Source organism: Pseudomonas sp. GW821-FHT02H06, from assembly GCF_059421525.1.
Map to the genome: position 1 here is coordinate 26735 of NZ_JBWKVD010000019.1, position 15984 is coordinate 42718.

The window sequence follows — 15984 nt, forward strand, 5'->3', positions numbered from 1 at the left end:
GCGGCTGCACATCAGTGCGTCAGGTTGAACGGCGTGACCACCTGCACGTGGGAAACGGGGTTCGGCACCGCCTTCCACAGGCGATGAAACTGCAGGATGTGCAGAAACGCGTTGCGGGCGTCGACCTGCAGGTTGTGATCGATGATCGCGGCAATCTTTTCTTCCGCCAGCAGTTGGCGGTTTTCCTGATCGAGGTCGTGGCCGATGAACACCTCAAGGGGGCGATCCAGTGCGGCGAAGGCATCGACGATCGCGCGGTTGCCGCCGCCGACGCTGTAAATGGCCTTGATCGACGGATTGTCCTGCAGCGCTCGAGTCACTTTCTCGAAAGTCGGCTCATGCACCCCGAACCCTCCGGTGACGTCGACGACGCGCAAATGCGCCGCACGGCTGCGCAGCCAGGTGCGGAAACCCATTTCTCGCTCTTCCTCGCCACGAAACAGCTCACTGCTGATCACCACGGCCACGTCCTGGGCGGCATCGTCCAGCCAGCGCGACATCAGGTACGCCGCGGTCTGCCCGGCAGTGCGATTGTCCATGCCGATGTAACCGATGCGCTCACTCTGGGGCAGATCGGAAACAAAGGTCACCACCGGCACACCCGCCGCCGTGGCCTGATTCACCGCTTCGTTGATCGGCAATTCATCCGCCGCCTTGATGATCAGGCCCTGACTGCCTTTTTCGACGCAGCGCAGAATCAGGTCGTGCATCTGCTGTGTGCCGATGGCCTGATACAGGTGAAAGCGCGGAAAGATCCGAAACGGCGCCAGACTGCCGAGCTGGGCGAGAATCGCCTCCTGCACCGCGTCGCTGAAGCGCTTGGGCGTGTGCAGGATGACGTCGATATGAAAGGTGCGGCCCACCGCAGGCCCGGATTTTTCCTGGGCTTCGAGTTCTTCGAGGGCTTGATGAATGCGGCGGTGGGTCTGGTAATGCACGCTGCCGCGCTGATGCAGGACGCGATCGACCGTCGCCTTGCTCACGCCGGCCTGGGTTGCGATCTGCTTGATGGAAAAACGTCTGGCGCGGTCGAGCATGTGAATCCCCTGAAGCCTCTCGATGAGGTCTTGTTGAGGTCGATTCGGGGCCTCGGTGAGGCTGTCGCAATGCTAGCCGCAGTTCTATTGCTTGTACAGATGGAAATTAAATTCCAAATCAGGGACGTTCGTTAATCTCTGAAAGCCCTTGGCACGGGCCGTGCTTTGCTCAAATCCTTTAGAAGTCAATCACTCGCCAGGAGCACCCATGTTCAAAGACTATCCCGCTGCTTATCAGGTCAGCAAAGGCTCGGCTCTGCAGGTCGACACGGCGTTTTATCAACGCATCCGTGAGGCGCAGGACAGCCGCTCCCTGGTCGAGCAGTTCGAAGTGCCGATCCGCACCGGGCGGGCGTGGAAGGTCAAGGCCGGGCAGGTGTTCCGCGTGACCACCCCGGTGGGCCCGCAAGTGGGCGACTTCAATGTCTGGAGCGCCGACGACCCGCGCGAACGCATGTGGGCCGCGCGCACCCGGCAATTGCAGGGCGCCCATGTCACAACCCATGACCGGTTGTGGTCGAACCTGCCGTTCCTGCGGCCGATGGTCACCATCACCGACGACAGCCTCGCCAGCTATGGCATCGACGAACATGGCGGTCGGCTGCATGACCTGCTCGGCACCCGCTGCGATCCCTACGTCAACAAGATGCTCACCGGCGAAGACTTTCACCATCACTGCCATTCGAACCTGACCCGCGCCGTGTTGCCCCACGGCCTGACCGAATTCGACGTGCACGACGTGCTGAACATCTTTCAGTGCACCGGCTTGAATCACGACGATCTTTATTTCATGAAAGCCTGCCCGGCCAAACAGGGCGATTACCTTGAGTTCTTCGCCGAAATCGACCTGCTCTGCGCGTTGTCGACGTGCCCCGGCGGCGACCTTTCATTGCCAATGTGGGGCCCGGATGCTCAGGACCCGCTGACCGTGTGCCGGCCGTTGGGCGTCGAGATCTATGACATTGATGCGGCGTTGCTCCAGGGCTGGGAGCAGCCTAAACGCGCGGCCTACAACGGTCTGCACGGGTTGAAGATCGACAATGCTGACTGGGAGAAGTAAGGCGGTTGGGATGCTGGTTTTCCAGTGACAGACCCTGCGGGCCAGTCACCGCGTTCAGGCATCCCGCAACAAGTCGTGGGCGTTGAGCAGGCGCCAGGCGATTTCGGGGTTCTTTTCGAGGCCCCGGCGAATTGCCGCAGGGATCGCGGCGCGGGTCTTGCGGCACATGCCGGGCAATTCGGCAATGTCGATGACCATGCCGCGCATGCTGCGCACTTCATTGAAGCCGGGAGCGATATCCAGGCGGATGCCGAGCTGGTCAAACATCCGCTGTTGCAGGCGCTGCAGATCTTCCAGCGTGGCGATATTCTCCAGACGCTCAAGAAGACGTTTTTCTTCCTGCCGGGTCAGGCGAAGGATGCGCACGTCAGCACCCTCCAGCTCCAACAGTCGGTCGCGGTCGCATTGACAGGCGCCGGGCGGGCAGGGCGAGCGGATCGGCAATGGGGAATTCATGGGCTCCGATCATAACCATGGGTGGAGGGGATTTATAGCTGTGGCACGGGCAATCGCGCCGAAAACTTGAAGGGCTAATTTGGTAAGGCCAATAGCTTAATTATCTAATTGGTCTTGCCAATGGTCGGGCGGCTGTGTAGTTTTTTCCTGCAGCGCCGCACTTGTCATCGCCCAAGCCACTGCAACTGCGGTCCGCGCTTCCAGAATTCATCAGCCACCTCACAACAACAAGATCACTGCCCGGTAACCTGCGGCTCTGGCCGTTTCAGCGACGCCGGCGTCCCTTGTCTGGAGAGAGAAGATGCTCACCGTCGTCTGCGAAAAACCCGGTTCCCTGCTGGCCCTCGACCGTCCGAAACCCGAACGCGCACCCGGCGAGACGCTGGTTCGCATCAAGCGGGTCGGGGTTTGCGGTACTGATTTGCACATCTTCAACGGCAACCAGCCGTTCCTTGAATACCCCCGGGTCATGGGCCACGAGTTCTCCGGCATCGTCGAGCAAAGCGAGGCGGGCAGTGGCCTTGAGCCCGGCGACGTGGTCTATGTGATGCCGTACCTGTCCTGTGGCGACTGCATCGCCTGTCGCCAGGGCAAGACCAATTGCTGCGTGCGCATTCAAGTGCTGGGCGTCCACCGCGATGGCGCGTTCACCGAATACCTGAGCCTGCCCCATGGCTTCGTGCTCAAGGCCGACGGTGTCACGCTGGATCAGGCGGCCATGATCGAGTTTCTGTCCATTGGCGCCCACGCGGTGAGTCGTTCGGACGTGCAATCCGGCCAGCGAGCGCTGGTGGTCGGCACTGGCCCGATCGGCATGGCGGTGGCGATTTTCTCCCGCCTGCGTGGGGCGAAAGTCACTGTGCTCGACACCCGCGAGGACCGCCTGACGTTCTGCAAGCAGCATCTGCAGATCGACTCGGCCGTGCTGATCGGCGCAGACGACAAGGAGCAACTGGAGCAATTGACCCAGGGCGAGTTTTTCGATGTGGTGTACGACGCCACCGGCAACGCCAAGGCCATGGAGCGCGGTTTCGAGTTCATTGCCCACGGCGGCAAGTACGTGCTGGTGTCCATCGTTCGCGACACCATCAGCTTCTCCGACCCTGAATTTCACAAGCGCGAAGCGACCCTGATGGGCAGTCGCAACGCTACCGTCGAAGACTTCCGCTACGTCGAGCAGTGCCTGCGCGACGGCCTGATCCCCGACGCAGCGCTCAACACTCACCGCATGGCCCTGAGCGAAGTGACCGAACGCTTCACCACGCTGCTCGACCCTGCCCAGCGGGTCGTCAAAGCCATTGTCGAATGCTAGGAGGCGCGGGCATGCACGCGACCCCGTTCACCCCCATTCTGCAGTTCGGCACCAGCCGTTTTCTTCAGGCCCATGCTGACCTGTTCATTTCCCAGGCCCTGGAGAAGGGCGAAGCGCTGGGCAGAATCACCGTCGTGCAAACCACCGGCAGCGCCGACAGCGCCCAGCGAGTTGCGGCGTTGGCCGGTGGCACGGGGTATCCGGTGCGCATTCAGGGCGCGGAAAGCGGTCGCACGGTGGATGAGGAGTATTGGTCCACATCGATTGCCGGCGCGCTGCAAGCCGGTCCCGACTGGACGTTGATTCGTCAGGCGATACGGCACGACGTGCAGGTGGTGATCTCCAACACGGGCGACAAAGGCTACGTGCTGGACGCGGCGGACACGGCGTCTTGCCTGGCCGCCGAGGCGCCGACGCCCCAGAGTTTTCCGGCGAAACTGCTGGTGTTGCTCCATGACCGCTGGCAGGCGAACCCTGATGCGCCGCTCTCTCTGTTCCCCTGTGAACTGGTGTCGCGCAACGGCGACGTGCTGCGCGATCTGATCATTGCGCTGGCGGCGGAGTGGGGCATCGATAGCGGGTTTGCCCACTATCTGCGCGACACCTGTCGCTGGGCGAATTCGTTAGTTGATCGCATCGTCTCGCAGCCCATTCAGCCGGTGGGTGCCATTGCCGAGCCGTACGCGATCTGGGCGATTGAGCGTCAGCCGGGGCTGGTGCTGCCGTGTACGCACCCTTGCGTAGTAGTGACGGATCAACTGGAGCAGTACGAGCAGTTCAAATTGTTCATGCTCAACCTCGGGCACACCTGGCTGGCCGAGCGGTGGTTGAAGGATGGCAGGCCGTCCGACGAAATCGTGTTTCAGGCGATGAACGACCCGCTGCTGCGCGAGAGCCTGGAGGATCTGTGGGAGCGGGAGGTGCTGCCGGTGTTTGCCGCGAAGGGCCAAGGGGATCAGGCGCGGGATTATCTGGCGAGTGTCCGTGACCGCTTTCTCAACCCGTTCTTGCAGCACCGCATTGCCGACATCGCGCAGAACCACGAAGAGAAGAAACGCCGCCGGTTCTTGCCGGTGGTGGAGATGGGGCGGGGGATCGCCGGGTTGGAGCAGCCGAAGCTCAAGGGGGCGTTGGCGGATTGATTCCCGGCTAAAGCCGGTCCTACTAAATGGGATGCATCCATTGATGATCGTCCCCACGCTCCGCGTGGGAATGCCGCCCGGGACGCTCCGCGTCCCCTCGTGTGACGCAGAGCGTCAGGGGATGTGTTCCCACGCGGAGCGTGGGGAACAATCATAAATTAAGGTTGTTCACCGCCCGCAAGGCCACCTGACAAGGCGCCCCAACGCCTGTGATATCCTCCGGCGCATCTTGATGGAACGTGATTGATGACCGCGCCAAGCCCAGCCCCCGAACGCCGCCTTTACCAGATCACCGCCGACCGATTGCGCGAGCACATTCGCAAGCATGGCATCGCCCCCGGCGCGCGGCTGCCGCCTGAACGTGATCTGGCGCAGTTGCTCGGGGTCTCTCGGCCGTCCTTGCGCGAAGCCCTGATTGCCCTGGAAATCGAAGGCAGCGTCGAGATTCGCATGGGTTCCGGCATCTACGTCTGTGAGCACCTGCTGGGCGTCAAAGGCAAAACCCGCACCCTGGGCGAGAGCCCGTCAGAGCTGATGCAGGCCCGGGCGTTGATCGAAGGCGAGAGCGTGATGCTGGCCTGTCTGCACGGCAGCAAAGCTGATTTCCGCTACCTGCAGGCGTGCATCGACAAGATGCGCGAGGGTGCGCTCAAAGGCGTGCCGGCTCTGGACGACGACCGCAAATTCCATCAGCGCCTGGCGAAAATGAGCGGCAACTCGACCCTGGTGCGCATCATCACGTCCCTGTTCGAAGAGCGGTACAGCCCGCTTACCGCCCACGTCAGCGAACACTCCGAAACCCGCGAAACCTGGGCCATGGCGGTGGCCGAGCACGAAGCCATCCTGCACGCCGTGCAGACCCGCGACCTGATCGGCGCCCAGACCGCCATGCGCGAACACCTGCGCCGGTCCGAAGCGCGCTGGCTGGACGGGATGGACGCGGAGTTGCGTTAACAGTCGCCCGCCGCAAGGCGGTGCTGTTCAAAGGTCCTCAGCCTCACGCCATGGTCTTGCGAATCCCTTCCCACAAGCCATTCAGGTACACCGCGCCCAGCGCCCGGTCGTACAGGCCGTAGCCCGGTTTGCCGGTTTCACCCCAGATCATGCGGCCGTGGTCGGGGCGGTAATAACCCTCAAAGCCGGTCTCGACGTAGGCCTTGACGATCTCCGCCATGTCCAGCGAGCCGTCTTCCGAGCGGTGGGCGGTCTCGTAGAAATCACCGGCTTCGTTGACCTTCACATTGCGCAGATGGGCGAAGTGAATGCGTCCCTGACCGCCGAATTCCCGGACCAGCGACGGGATGTCGTTACCCAGATCGGCGCCGAGGGAGCCTGAACACAGCGTCAGGCCATTGGCCGGGTCATCGAACATCGCCAGAATGTGCGCCAGGTCCTCGCGGTTCTTCACCACCCGTGGCATGCCGAACATCGAGCGCGGCGGGTCGTCCGGGTGCAGGGCCATCTTGATGCCCGCATCTTTCGCCACCGGAATGATTCGCTCCAGAAAATACGCCAGTCGCTCGCGCAAAGTGGCCTCGTCGACCTGAGCGTATTCGTTGATCAGCGCGCGCAGGACTTCCGGCTCGTAGCTGACGTCCCAGCCGGGCAGGCTGATGCCGTTGTCGAGATTCGCCTGCTCGATTACCGCCACGTCGAACGCCAGGGTGGTCGAACCGTCCGGCAGCTCCATGGCCAGGGTCGAGCGGGTCCAGTCGAACACCGGCATGAAGTTGTAGCAGACCACCTTGATTCCGCAGGCGGCCAGGTTGCGCAGGGTCTGGCCGTAGTTGTCGATCAACTGATCGCGGGAAGGCAGGCCGCGCTTGATGTCTTCGTGGACCGGCACGCTCTCGATGACCTCCAGCTCAAGGCCGTGGGCATTCACCGTGGCTTTCAGGGCGGCGATTTTCTCCAGTGGCCAGACCTCGCCCACCGGGATGTCGTAGATGGCGGAGACCACGCCGGTCATGCCGGGGATCTGACGAATATAGGGCAGGGTGACGGGATCGCTGTCGCCGTACCAACGGAAGGTCATTTTCATTGCGCAGTCCTTGTTGTTATGGGGAGCGGGCCGCTCAAGACCGCCTGTGCTTCATTGAAGCCGGCCGGAGCGTGGCGTGCGCAGCAGCATAGATTGGTCAGGCCAAATTATGCAAATCCCGACCGTCGAGCCATAAATCGGCAAATAAATCGCCTTTTCGATTTCCATAACCCGGATTGCGGGTCTAGTATCGGCTGCATTCGGATATTTGGTCAGGCCAATTCTGCGGTTCCCGAAGGATGCTTTATCCCTCGGTAAACAGCGTGTGAATCAGGGCCCGGACGCTATACGAAGCTCTAACGACGTCTTACTCATAAAAATAATTAGGAGGACTCGCCATGCAGAAAGGGCGCTGGTTGGTAATTTTTCTGTGCTTCCTCGCGGTGGCCATCAACTACATCGACAGGGCTAACCTCGCGGTTGCCGCCCCCTATATCCAGAAAGAACTCGGTTTGGGCTCAGGGCAAATGGGCCTGCTGCTCAGCGGTTTCTTCTGGACCTACGCACTCATGCAAATGCCGTTTGGCTGGTTCGTCGACAAGGTCGGCGCGCGCATCGCGCTGCCCCTCGCAGTGGCCTGGTGGTCGCTGTTCACGGCGGCCACGGCGGCGGCCGGCAGCCTGGCGGCGATGTTCGGTTGCCGCCTGATGCTCGGCGTGGGGGAGGCGGGGGCGTATCCGTCCTGCGCGAAAATCGTCAGCCAGTGGTTCGACGTCAAGGAGCGCGGCTTTGCCACCAGCATTTTCGACAGCGGCTCGCGGGTCGGCTCGGCGTTGTCCATTCCCCTGGTGGCGCTGATCATCGAGCTGTGGGGCTGGCGCGCGTCGTTCATCATCACCGGCGCAGTGGGTTTGATCTGGGTCGTGGGCTGGTTCCTGGTCTACAAAGAGCCTCAGGCGGTTGCGGCCATCGAGCAGCATGAGGCGGGCAAGGCGGCGACCCACGCCGCACGGCCGAAAGTGAAATGGGCGTCGCTGTTTCGTCACCGCACCCTGTGGGGGATGATGCTGGGCTTCTTCTGCCTGAACTTCGTGATCTATTTCTTCATCACCTGGTTCCCCACCTACCTGGTCACCGAACGCGGTTTCTCGCTGAAATCCCTCGGAACGCTCGGCACCATTCCGGCGATCGCGTCCATCGTCGGCGGCTGGATCGGCGGACTCACCTCCGACGCGCTGTACCGTCGTGGCTGGAGCCTGACCGCTGCGCGCAAGACCTGCATCGTCGGCGGCATGCTGATGTCGTCGAGCATTTCCCTGTCGGTGTTCGTCGATGGCACCTACGCGATGCTCGGCTTTTTCAGCCTGGCGTACGCCAGCCTGGCGTTTGCCGGCGCGAGCATCTGGTGCCTGCCTGCTGACGTTGCGCCGACCCCGGCCCATGTGGCGTCGATTGGCGGCATTCAGAACTTCGCGTCGAACACCGCCGGCATCTTCATCACCACCTTCACCGGCTTCATGCTGGTGATCGGCAACGGCTCGTTCACCGCGCCGCTGCTCACCGCCGGGGCGTTTGCGCTGTTAGGGGCGTTCAGCTATCTGTTCATTGTCGGCAAGATCGAGCCGTTCTCCACGACGCCGGAGGATGCCGCGCCGCTGGATGCATCGGCAGTCGCCCAGCGCACCTGAGTGTTGAAATGGATGCGGGCCTCACTTCTGTGGTGTACCCACTGACGCTTTCCCGGCTAAAGCCGGTCCCAGAAGTCGTCGTTCCAGCCAGTCCCATTGAATGCACGCGGATGGTTTAGTGGGACTGGCTTTAGCCGGGAAGAGGCCAGTGCAGGCACCGCCACCTTTGCGGTGTAACCACCGACGCGTTCCCGGCCGCATCCGCTTCACACCCCTTCGGCTTTCACCGCCGCGCGAATCGCCTCCAGCAGCATCTGGCACGCCGGGTTGTCGTTGTCCGAGCGCCAGACCAGGTGCAGCTCGCTCTGCACCCCCTCGCCGAGATCGATGTCGCGGAACGTCACACCCTTGAACACCACATTGGCGGCGCAGCGGGGCACCAGCGCCAGGCCCATGCCGGCATTCACCAGCGCCAGAATCGTCAGCGACGAACCCAGCCACTGCACGTACTCCGGCGCCACTTGCGCCGAGCGAAACATGCCGGTGAGCAGTTCGTTGAACGGTGGGTAAGCCGAGTGGGAGTACATCAGGAAGGGCTGGGCGTCGAGGTCCTGCACGCCGATGTTCCGGGTGTTGGCCAGCGGATGACTGCTGGGCACCGCCAGCACAAATGGCTCGCGGACCAGGCATTCGGTTTCATAACCGGGTTGCAGCAGCGGCGCGCGCACGATGCCCAGATCGATGCGCCGGGCGCGCAGGGCTTCATGTTGCTGATAGGTATTGAGTTCGGTCAGGGAGATTTTCACGTGGGGCTGGTTCTGCCGCGCTTCGGCGATCACCCGTGGCAGAAACTCGTACACCGCGCTGCCGACGAAGCTGATGGTCACCGAGCCGATGTCGCCCTCGGCAAAGCGCCGCGCGGCGATGGCCGCCTGATGGGCACGTTCCAGCAGCGTCTGGGCTTCGATGAAAAACGCCCGGCCCGCCGCGGTCAAGGCGACGCTGCGGGTGTTGCGGTTGAACAGCTGAACCCCCAGGGAATGCTCAAGCAGCTGGATCTGCCGGCTCAGCGGTGGCTGGGTCATGTTCAGCCGTTCGGCAGCCCGGCGGAAGTTGAGTTCGGTGGCGACGGTGGTGAAGCAGCGTAGCTGGGCAAGCTCGAACATTGATCTCTTCCGGGTATCAATCAACAGTCAATCTAGATTAGACGGGAACAATGCGGCGGTCCATGATCGGCCCATCACCTGCATTCCCCACGCTCATCCCAAAAAAAATACAAAGACCGGGAGTCGCACCTTGAACCGCACCGTTCCCACGCCTGAACCCATCAGCAGCGCCGATCCCACTGTTCTGGCCCGCGCGGCTGCGAAAGTGAAGCGTCATGTGTTGCCGTTGTTCGTGATCATGTTCATCGTCAACTACATCGACCGGGTCAACATCGGCTTCGTCCGCAGCCACATGGAAACCGACCTGGGCATCGGCGCCGCTGCCTACGGGCTCGGCGCCGGGCTGTTTTTCGTCGGCTACGCGCTGTTCGAAGTCCCGTCGAACATGCTTCTGCAACGCTTCGGCGCCCGCGCCTGGCTGACGCGCATCATGTTCACCTGGGGCGCAGCGGCGATGGCCATGGCCTTCGTGCGCGGCGAAACCAGTTTCTATGTGCTGCGCTTCATCCTCGGCGCGGCGGAAGCGGGGTTCTTCCCCGGCATTATTTATTACTTCACCCAGTGGCTGCCTTCCAGCGAACGCGGCAAGGCCATGGCCATCTTCCTCAGCGGCTCGGCTATTGCGTCGGTGATTTCCGGGCCGGTGTCCGGGGCGTTGCTCGGCGTCAGCGGCATGAACCTGCACGGCTGGCAGTGGATGTTCATCATCGAAGGCTTCGCCTCCATCGCCCTGTGCGGTTTTGTCTGGTTCTGGCTGCAGTCCCATCCCCGGGATGCCAAATGGTTGAGCGAAGAAGAGAAGGGCGCGCTGATCAGTGCCATCGACGCCGAACAGCGCGCCCGTGAAGCGGCGCAAGTGATCAAGCCGTCGATCTTCAAGCTGCTCGCCGACCGGCAGATCATGCTGTTTTGCTTCATCTACTTTTCCGTGGCCCTGACCATCTACGGCGCGACCTTCTGGCTGCCGAGCATGATCAAGAAGATGGGCAGCCTCAGCGATTTCGAAGTCGGCCTGTTCAACTCGATTCCGTGGATCATCTCGATCATCGCCATGTACGGCTTCGCCGCGCTGGCGGCTCGCTTCAAGCATCAACAGGCGTGGGTTGCGGTCACCCTGGTGATTGCCGCGTGCGGGATGTTCATGTCCACCGTCGGCGGGCCGATCTTCGCCTTCGTCGCCATCTGCTTCGCGGCCATCGGTTTCAAAGCGGCGTCCGCGCTGTTCTGGCCGATTCCCCAAGGCTATCTGGACGCGCGCATCGCAGCGGCGGTGATCGCGCTGATCAACTCGATCGGCAACCTCGGCGGCTTCGTGGCGCCCACCGCGTTCGGCTTTCTGGAGCAGAAAACCGGCTCCATTCAAGGCGGCATGTACGGCCTGGCACTCACCTCATTGGTGGCGGCCGTGGTGATCTTTTTCGCCCGTACCACACCGAAAGGCGACCCACACCGCCCAAAGCTTGAGGACGCTGCGCCACTGCGAGCAGCCGCGTCGCTCAGCTCATCGTCAAGCGTCAAACCCTAGCCTCACACCCTGATTGACCGGGAGAAGTCATTTGAAAATCACACGCGTCACCGTCACACCGATTGCCTTCCGCGATCCGCCGTTGCTCAACGCCAGCGGCATCCACGAGCCGTTTGCCCTGCGCTCGATCATTGAAGTCGAAACCGACAACGGCTACCTCGGCCTGGGAGAAAGCTACGGCGATGCCCCGGCCCTGGCGATTCAGCAGCAGTTGCAGAGCCAGTTGATCGGCATGGACCCGTTCAACCTCAACCACTTGCGGGCGGTGGTCAAAGCCACGGTGGCGGCGAACAAACCCACTTCGGTAGCGGGTGCCGAACTGGCGCCGGGTTCCCATGCCAGCAAAGCGGTGAGCAATGCCTATTCGGCATTTGAAGTGGCGTTTCTGGATGTGCAGGCACGTTCCATGAACCTGCCATTGGTTGACCTGCTGGGCGGTGCCGTTCGCGACCGCGTGCCGTTCAGTGCGTACCTGTTCTTCAAATACGCCCAACACGCCGATTCGCCCTACGCGCCCGACAGCTGGGGAGAAGCGCTGAGCGAAGAGCAGATCGTCGCCCAGGCGCGGCGGATGATCGAAGCGTACGGTTTCAAAAGCATCAAACTCAAAGCCGGCGCCCTGGACCCCGAGCACGAAGTGTCGTGCATCAAAGCGCTGAAAAAGGCCTTCCCGGGCTATCCGCTGCGTATCGACCCGAACGGCAACTGGTCGCTGGAAACCTCTATCCGCATGGCCGAACTGCTCGGCGATGACCTGCAATACTACGAAGACCCGACGCCGGGGCTGGAAGGCATGGCCGAACTGCACACACGCACCGGCCTGCCGCTGGCGACCAACATGGTCGTCACCGACTTCGACGAATTCCGCCGCAGCGTCGCGCTGAACAGCGTGCAGATCGTCCTCGCCGACCACCATTACTGGGGCGGCCTGCGCGAAACCCAGGCGCTGGCAAAAATGTGCGACACCTTCGGCCTCGGCGTCTCCATGCACTCCAACTCCCACCTGGGCATCAGCCTCATGGCCATGACCCACGTCGCCGCCGCCGTCCCCAACCTCGACTTCGCCTGCGACACCCACTACCCGTGGCAAGAACCGGACGAAGAAGTCATCAAAGGCGGCAAACTCCCCATCATCGACGGCTGCGTCCACCTCACCCGCGAACCTGGGTTGGGGCTTGAACTGGACTATGACCAGTTGGGCAAACTCAATGACCAATTCCTGACGTGCGGGATTCGCCAGCGGGATGATGTGCGGCAAATGCAGAAATACAAACCGGAGTGGAAGGCGGTGAAGCCGAGGTATTGAGGTTGGGGGTTATTACTTCTGCAGGATGATCGGTGTTTGGGATATCGCATTCGCGAGCAAGCTCGCTCCCACAAACACCATTCAGGCCGAAGATCCTTCAGCGCCTGAACTGGCCTCTTCCCGGCTAAAGCCAGTCCTACGAGACCGCGTCAAGCCAGTGAGGGACGCGTGACCTCACTGTAGGACCGGCTTCAGCCGGGAAGCCTTTGATCTGCTCTTGATCTTCATACCCAAAAGGCTCAAACACCGCCAAACGCGACTTGGGTGCAGGCTGAACGCAGGTCTCGCGCAGTGGGCCGAGCCGCATGGATGCGGCGAGAGCGCCGTCAGGGCATGGATGCCCGTTCGGCGCGGGCCCACGGAGCGAGACCGGAGTGAAGGAACCCTGACGAAGGAAGGGCCCAACCAGGAGCAGGCACCCTTGGTTACTTGGGGTGCTTTTCCAAGCAACTCGCCGAAGGCGAAACATTCTGCCCCCAGGCAGACGCTCTTGATCCTGGCGCCCTCAGCCTCAACACCTTAGCCCCGTCAAACGGATCAACCAACCAATGCCCCCGCACCCCAAAAACCTCACCCAATAGCTCCGGCGACAACACATCAAAGGGCGAACCCAACGCCACCAACCGCCCGCCGTCCATCACCGCCAGACGATCACACCCCAGCGCCTGATTCAAATCATGCAACGCCACCACCGTCGTCACCGGCAAATCCTGCACCAACCGCAAAATCGACAACTGCTGCTGAATATCCAGATGATTCGTCGGCTCATCCAGCAACAACACCTGCGGGCGCTGCGCCAAAGCCCGCGCAATATGCCCCCGCTGCTGCTCCCCACCCGACAACGTATGCCACGCCCGATGCCCCAAGTGCTGCAAACTCACATCCGCCAGCGCCTGCGCCACAATCCGGTCATCGTCCGCGCCCCACGGCGCCAGCGCCGACAGCCACGGCGTACGGCCCAACTCAACCGCCTGCAACAGACTGATCGAATCACCCGTCTGCGCGTGCTGCTCCACCACCGCCACCTGCCGCGCAATGTCCCGCCGACTCAGCGACGACAATCGCTGCCCGCCCAGGCGAACATCGCCCTGAGACGGCGACTGAATCCCCGCCAGCAACTTCAGCAGCGTCGACTTCCCCGAGCCATTGGGCCCGACAATCCCCAGGTTCTCCCCCGGCCGAATCGCCAGGCTCACCCCACTGAGCAGCGACGCGCCCTTGACCGAATAACTCAGGTCACTCCCTTCCAGCATGGTGCCGGGCACCTCCTGACGGGCGTTCATCGAGGACGATTCCCGCGGACCAGAATCATGGCAAAAACCGGCGCGCCCACCAGCGCCGTGATGACCCCGATCGGCAACACCTGACCCTTGATCAAGGTGCGCGACAGCACATCGGCGGCAATCATGAACAGCGCGCCAATCAGGGCGCTCAAGGGCAACAACCGGGCATGACGCACCCCGGCCATCAGGCGCACCGCGTGGGGAATCACCAGCCCGACGAAGCCGATGGAGCCGACGATCGACACCATCACCGCCGTCATCAGCGCGGCGGTGAGAATCAGCACGGCCTGCACCCGGCGTACCGGAATGCCCAGGGACGCCGCTGAATCGCTGCCAAAGGTGAACGCATCCAGCGCGCGCCGATGCCACAGGCACACCAGCAAGCCGAGCACCACGACCGGCACCGACAGCGCCACCGACGACCAGCGCACGCCGCTGAGATTGCCCAGCAACCAGAACATGATCCCGCGGGCCTGCTCGGCATTGGCCGACTTGGTGATCAGGAAGGAGGTCAGGGCATTGAAGAGCTGGGACCCGGCAATGCCCGCCAGGATGATCTGGCCGGCAGCGGTCTGGCCCCGAGAGGAGCGGGCGAGCAGGGCGACCAGCGCGAAGGCAGCAATCGCCCCGGCAAACGCGCCGGTGGACAGGGAGATCGTCCCGGCACCGATGCCGATGATCGCCACCAGCACCGCGCCGGTCGAAGCCCCGGCGGAAATGCCCAGCAAGTAGGGATCGGCCAGCGGGTTGCGCAGCAGCGATTGCAAGACCACGCCCGACACGGCGAGCCCTGCGCCGCAGGTGGCGGCCACGATGGCCCGGGTCAGGCGGTAATTCCAGACGATGCCCTCATCGATGGGGTCGAGGGGATAGCCTGTGGCCCACAGCTTGTTCGCCAGCACCTGAACGATCACCGGCAGGCTGATCGACGTCTCGCCGATCGCCACGCCCGCCAGCACCGCCAACGCCAGCAACGCGGTCGCCCAGGCGCCGTGGCCGAACATTCGGACGATGCTTGAGCGAGGAGTACGGAGCGAGGTCATTGGGGGTGAATGGCCTGGGCCAGTTGCTCGATGCCGTCGAACAGCCTGACGCTGGACTCCATGGCGCTGGCGTCCATGATCACGATGCGATTGTTTTTCACCGCATCCATATTCCGTGTGACCGGGTCCGAGCGGAGGAAGGCCAGCTTCTTCTCGTGATCGTCCGCCGGGAAGCGGCGGCGGTCCATGCGCGCGATGACCAGCACGGTCGGGTTGGCCTTGGCGATGGTTTCCCAGCCCACGGTCGGCCATTCCTCGTCAGAGTCGATGACGTTACGCATGCCGAGGGTGTCGAGCATGAAGTTGGGAATGCCCTTGCGTCCGGCCACGTACGGATCGACGTTGATGTCCGGGCTGGAAAACCAGAAGACCGCCGAGACGGGCGGGTTGGCATGGGCGTTCGCCTGCGCCACAGCCCGAGCCATTCGCGCCTGGTAATCCGCGATCAACTGCTCGCCACGGTCCTGCACGTCGAAAATCTGCGCCAGCTGCCGCAGGCTTTTGTACAGCGTGTCGATGCGGAAGGCTTCGAGGCGCGTGCCGTCGGCGCCGACCCGGTTGTTCTTGCCCTCGCAATCGGACGGCAGGATGTAGGTGGGGATGCCCAGGTCGCGGAACTGCTCGCGGGTGCCAACGGCGCCCTGTGGCCCGACCATCCACTCAAACTGCACCGGGACGAAATCCGGGCGTTTGCCGATCACCGATTCAAAACTCGGCGCGTTGTCGGCCAGACGCTCGATGCCGTCGTTGAGGGTTTGGTACTGCGGTAGAACGGGATTGAACCACAGCGACGTACCCACGACGTTCGGGCCCAGGCCGAGCGCATACAGCATCTCGGTGGCGGCCTGGCCAATGGTCACGGTTTTCTGCGGGACGTGGGTGAAGGTCAGCGCTTGGCCGCAGTTGTCCACGGTCAAGGGGTAAATCGTCGACGCTGCGAGGGCGGCAGTGGGCAAGGTCAGGGTGACAAGCAGGGCGGCGAGGCGGCGCAGCGGCATGAACAGCGATCTCCAGATAGCCTGAATGCTTGGCGAAGCAGGCGCTG

At 62.6% G+C, this 15984-nt stretch carries 13 protein-coding genes and 1 pseudogene; 7 read left to right on the top strand and 7 right to left on the bottom strand.

What is annotated here, in order from left to right:
- Positions 1-11 precede the first annotated feature (11 nt).
- Positions 12-1037, bottom strand: coding sequence for a LacI family DNA-binding transcriptional regulator (locus AC07VF_RS23070; protein WP_495010111.1), 1026 nt, complete (start codon positions 1035-1037; stop codon positions 12-14).
- Between the two features lie 208 nt (positions 1038-1245).
- On the opposite strand from AC07VF_RS23070, the gene AC07VF_RS23075 reads away from it, so the two are divergent.
- Entirely contained in the window at positions 1246-2097 is an 852-nt protein-coding gene (locus AC07VF_RS23075) for an urea carboxylase-associated family protein (protein WP_192173666.1), read from the top strand.
- A 54-nt stretch (positions 2098-2151) separates the two neighbouring features.
- Here the strand turns inward: AC07VF_RS23075 and AC07VF_RS23080 are convergent, their stop codons facing one another.
- Positions 2152-2553 carry a hypothetical protein gene (locus AC07VF_RS23080; RefSeq protein WP_192173667.1) on the bottom strand — a complete coding sequence of 134 codons (402 nt, stop codon included), beginning with the start codon at positions 2551-2553 and terminating at the stop codon, positions 2152-2154.
- Positions 2554-2854: 301 nt separating this feature from the next.
- On the opposite strand from AC07VF_RS23080, the gene AC07VF_RS23085 reads away from it, so the two are divergent.
- The 3 genes from AC07VF_RS23085 (at position 2855) to AC07VF_RS23095 (ending at position 5961) form a co-directional block, all read left to right on the top strand.
- On the top strand, positions 2855-3865 hold the full coding sequence (locus AC07VF_RS23085; protein ID WP_495010112.1) for a zinc-binding alcohol dehydrogenase family protein: 1011 nt from the start codon (positions 2855-2857) through the stop codon (positions 3863-3865).
- Between the two features lie 11 nt (positions 3866-3876).
- Positions 3877-5007, top strand: coding sequence for a mannitol dehydrogenase family protein (locus AC07VF_RS23090; RefSeq protein WP_192173669.1), 1131 nt, complete (start codon positions 3877-3879; stop codon positions 5005-5007).
- A 246-nt stretch (positions 5008-5253) separates the two neighbouring features.
- Complete coding sequence (locus AC07VF_RS23095; RefSeq protein ID WP_495010113.1) at positions 5254-5961, top strand: FadR/GntR family transcriptional regulator; 708 nt, start codon at positions 5254-5256, stop codon at positions 5959-5961.
- Positions 5962-6004: 43 nt separating this feature from the next.
- On the opposite strand, the gene uxuA is transcribed toward AC07VF_RS23095, so the two are convergent.
- On the bottom strand, positions 6005-7048 hold the full coding sequence (gene uxuA / locus AC07VF_RS23100; RefSeq protein WP_495010114.1) for a mannonate dehydratase: 1044 nt from the start codon (positions 7046-7048) through the stop codon (positions 6005-6007).
- A gap of 338 nt (positions 7049-7386) precedes the next feature.
- Between uxuA and AC07VF_RS23105 the strand changes: the two genes are divergently transcribed.
- Positions 7387-8676: an MFS transporter gene (locus tag AC07VF_RS23105; RefSeq protein ID WP_192173672.1), complete on the top strand. Its 1290-nt coding sequence runs from the start codon at positions 7387-7389 to the stop codon at positions 8674-8676.
- A gap of 206 nt (positions 8677-8882) precedes the next feature.
- Here AC07VF_RS23105 and AC07VF_RS23110 read toward each other — a convergent pair whose 3' ends face one another.
- Positions 8883-9782: a LysR family transcriptional regulator gene (locus AC07VF_RS23110; RefSeq protein WP_192173673.1), complete on the bottom strand. Its 900-nt coding sequence runs from the start codon at positions 9780-9782 to the stop codon at positions 8883-8885.
- A gap of 238 nt (positions 9783-10020) precedes the next feature.
- Between AC07VF_RS23110 and AC07VF_RS23115 the strand changes: the two genes are divergently transcribed.
- Positions 10021-11307: an MFS transporter gene (locus AC07VF_RS23115; protein WP_197984002.1), complete on the top strand. Its 1287-nt coding sequence runs from the start codon at positions 10021-10023 to the stop codon at positions 11305-11307.
- Positions 11308-11338: 31 nt separating this feature from the next.
- Complete coding sequence (locus AC07VF_RS23120; protein WP_192173674.1) at positions 11339-12613, top strand: glucarate dehydratase family protein; 1275 nt, start codon at positions 11339-11341, stop codon at positions 12611-12613.
- A 500-nt stretch (positions 12614-13113) separates the two neighbouring features.
- On the opposite strand, the pseudogene AC07VF_RS23125 reads toward AC07VF_RS23120, so the two are convergent.
- The 3 genes and pseudogenes from AC07VF_RS23125 to AC07VF_RS23135 form a co-directional block, all read right to left on the bottom strand.
- Positions 13114-13896, bottom strand: a pseudogene (locus AC07VF_RS23125) (ABC transporter ATP-binding protein); the annotation flags it as partial.
- The gene (locus AC07VF_RS23130; RefSeq protein WP_192173676.1) at positions 13893-14900 is read right to left on the bottom strand and encodes a FecCD family ABC transporter permease; all 1008 of its coding nucleotides are present in this window, start codon (positions 14898-14900) and stop codon (positions 13893-13895) included. The gene AC07VF_RS23130 and the pseudogene AC07VF_RS23125, both read right to left, overlap by 4 nt.
- Before the next feature lie 35 nt (positions 14901-14935).
- Positions 14936-15937 (bottom strand): ABC transporter substrate-binding protein, encoded by a 1002-nt coding sequence (locus AC07VF_RS23135; RefSeq protein ID WP_192173677.1) that lies wholly within the window; start codon positions 15935-15937, stop codon positions 14936-14938.
- Between the last annotated feature and the right edge of the window lie 47 nt (positions 15938-15984).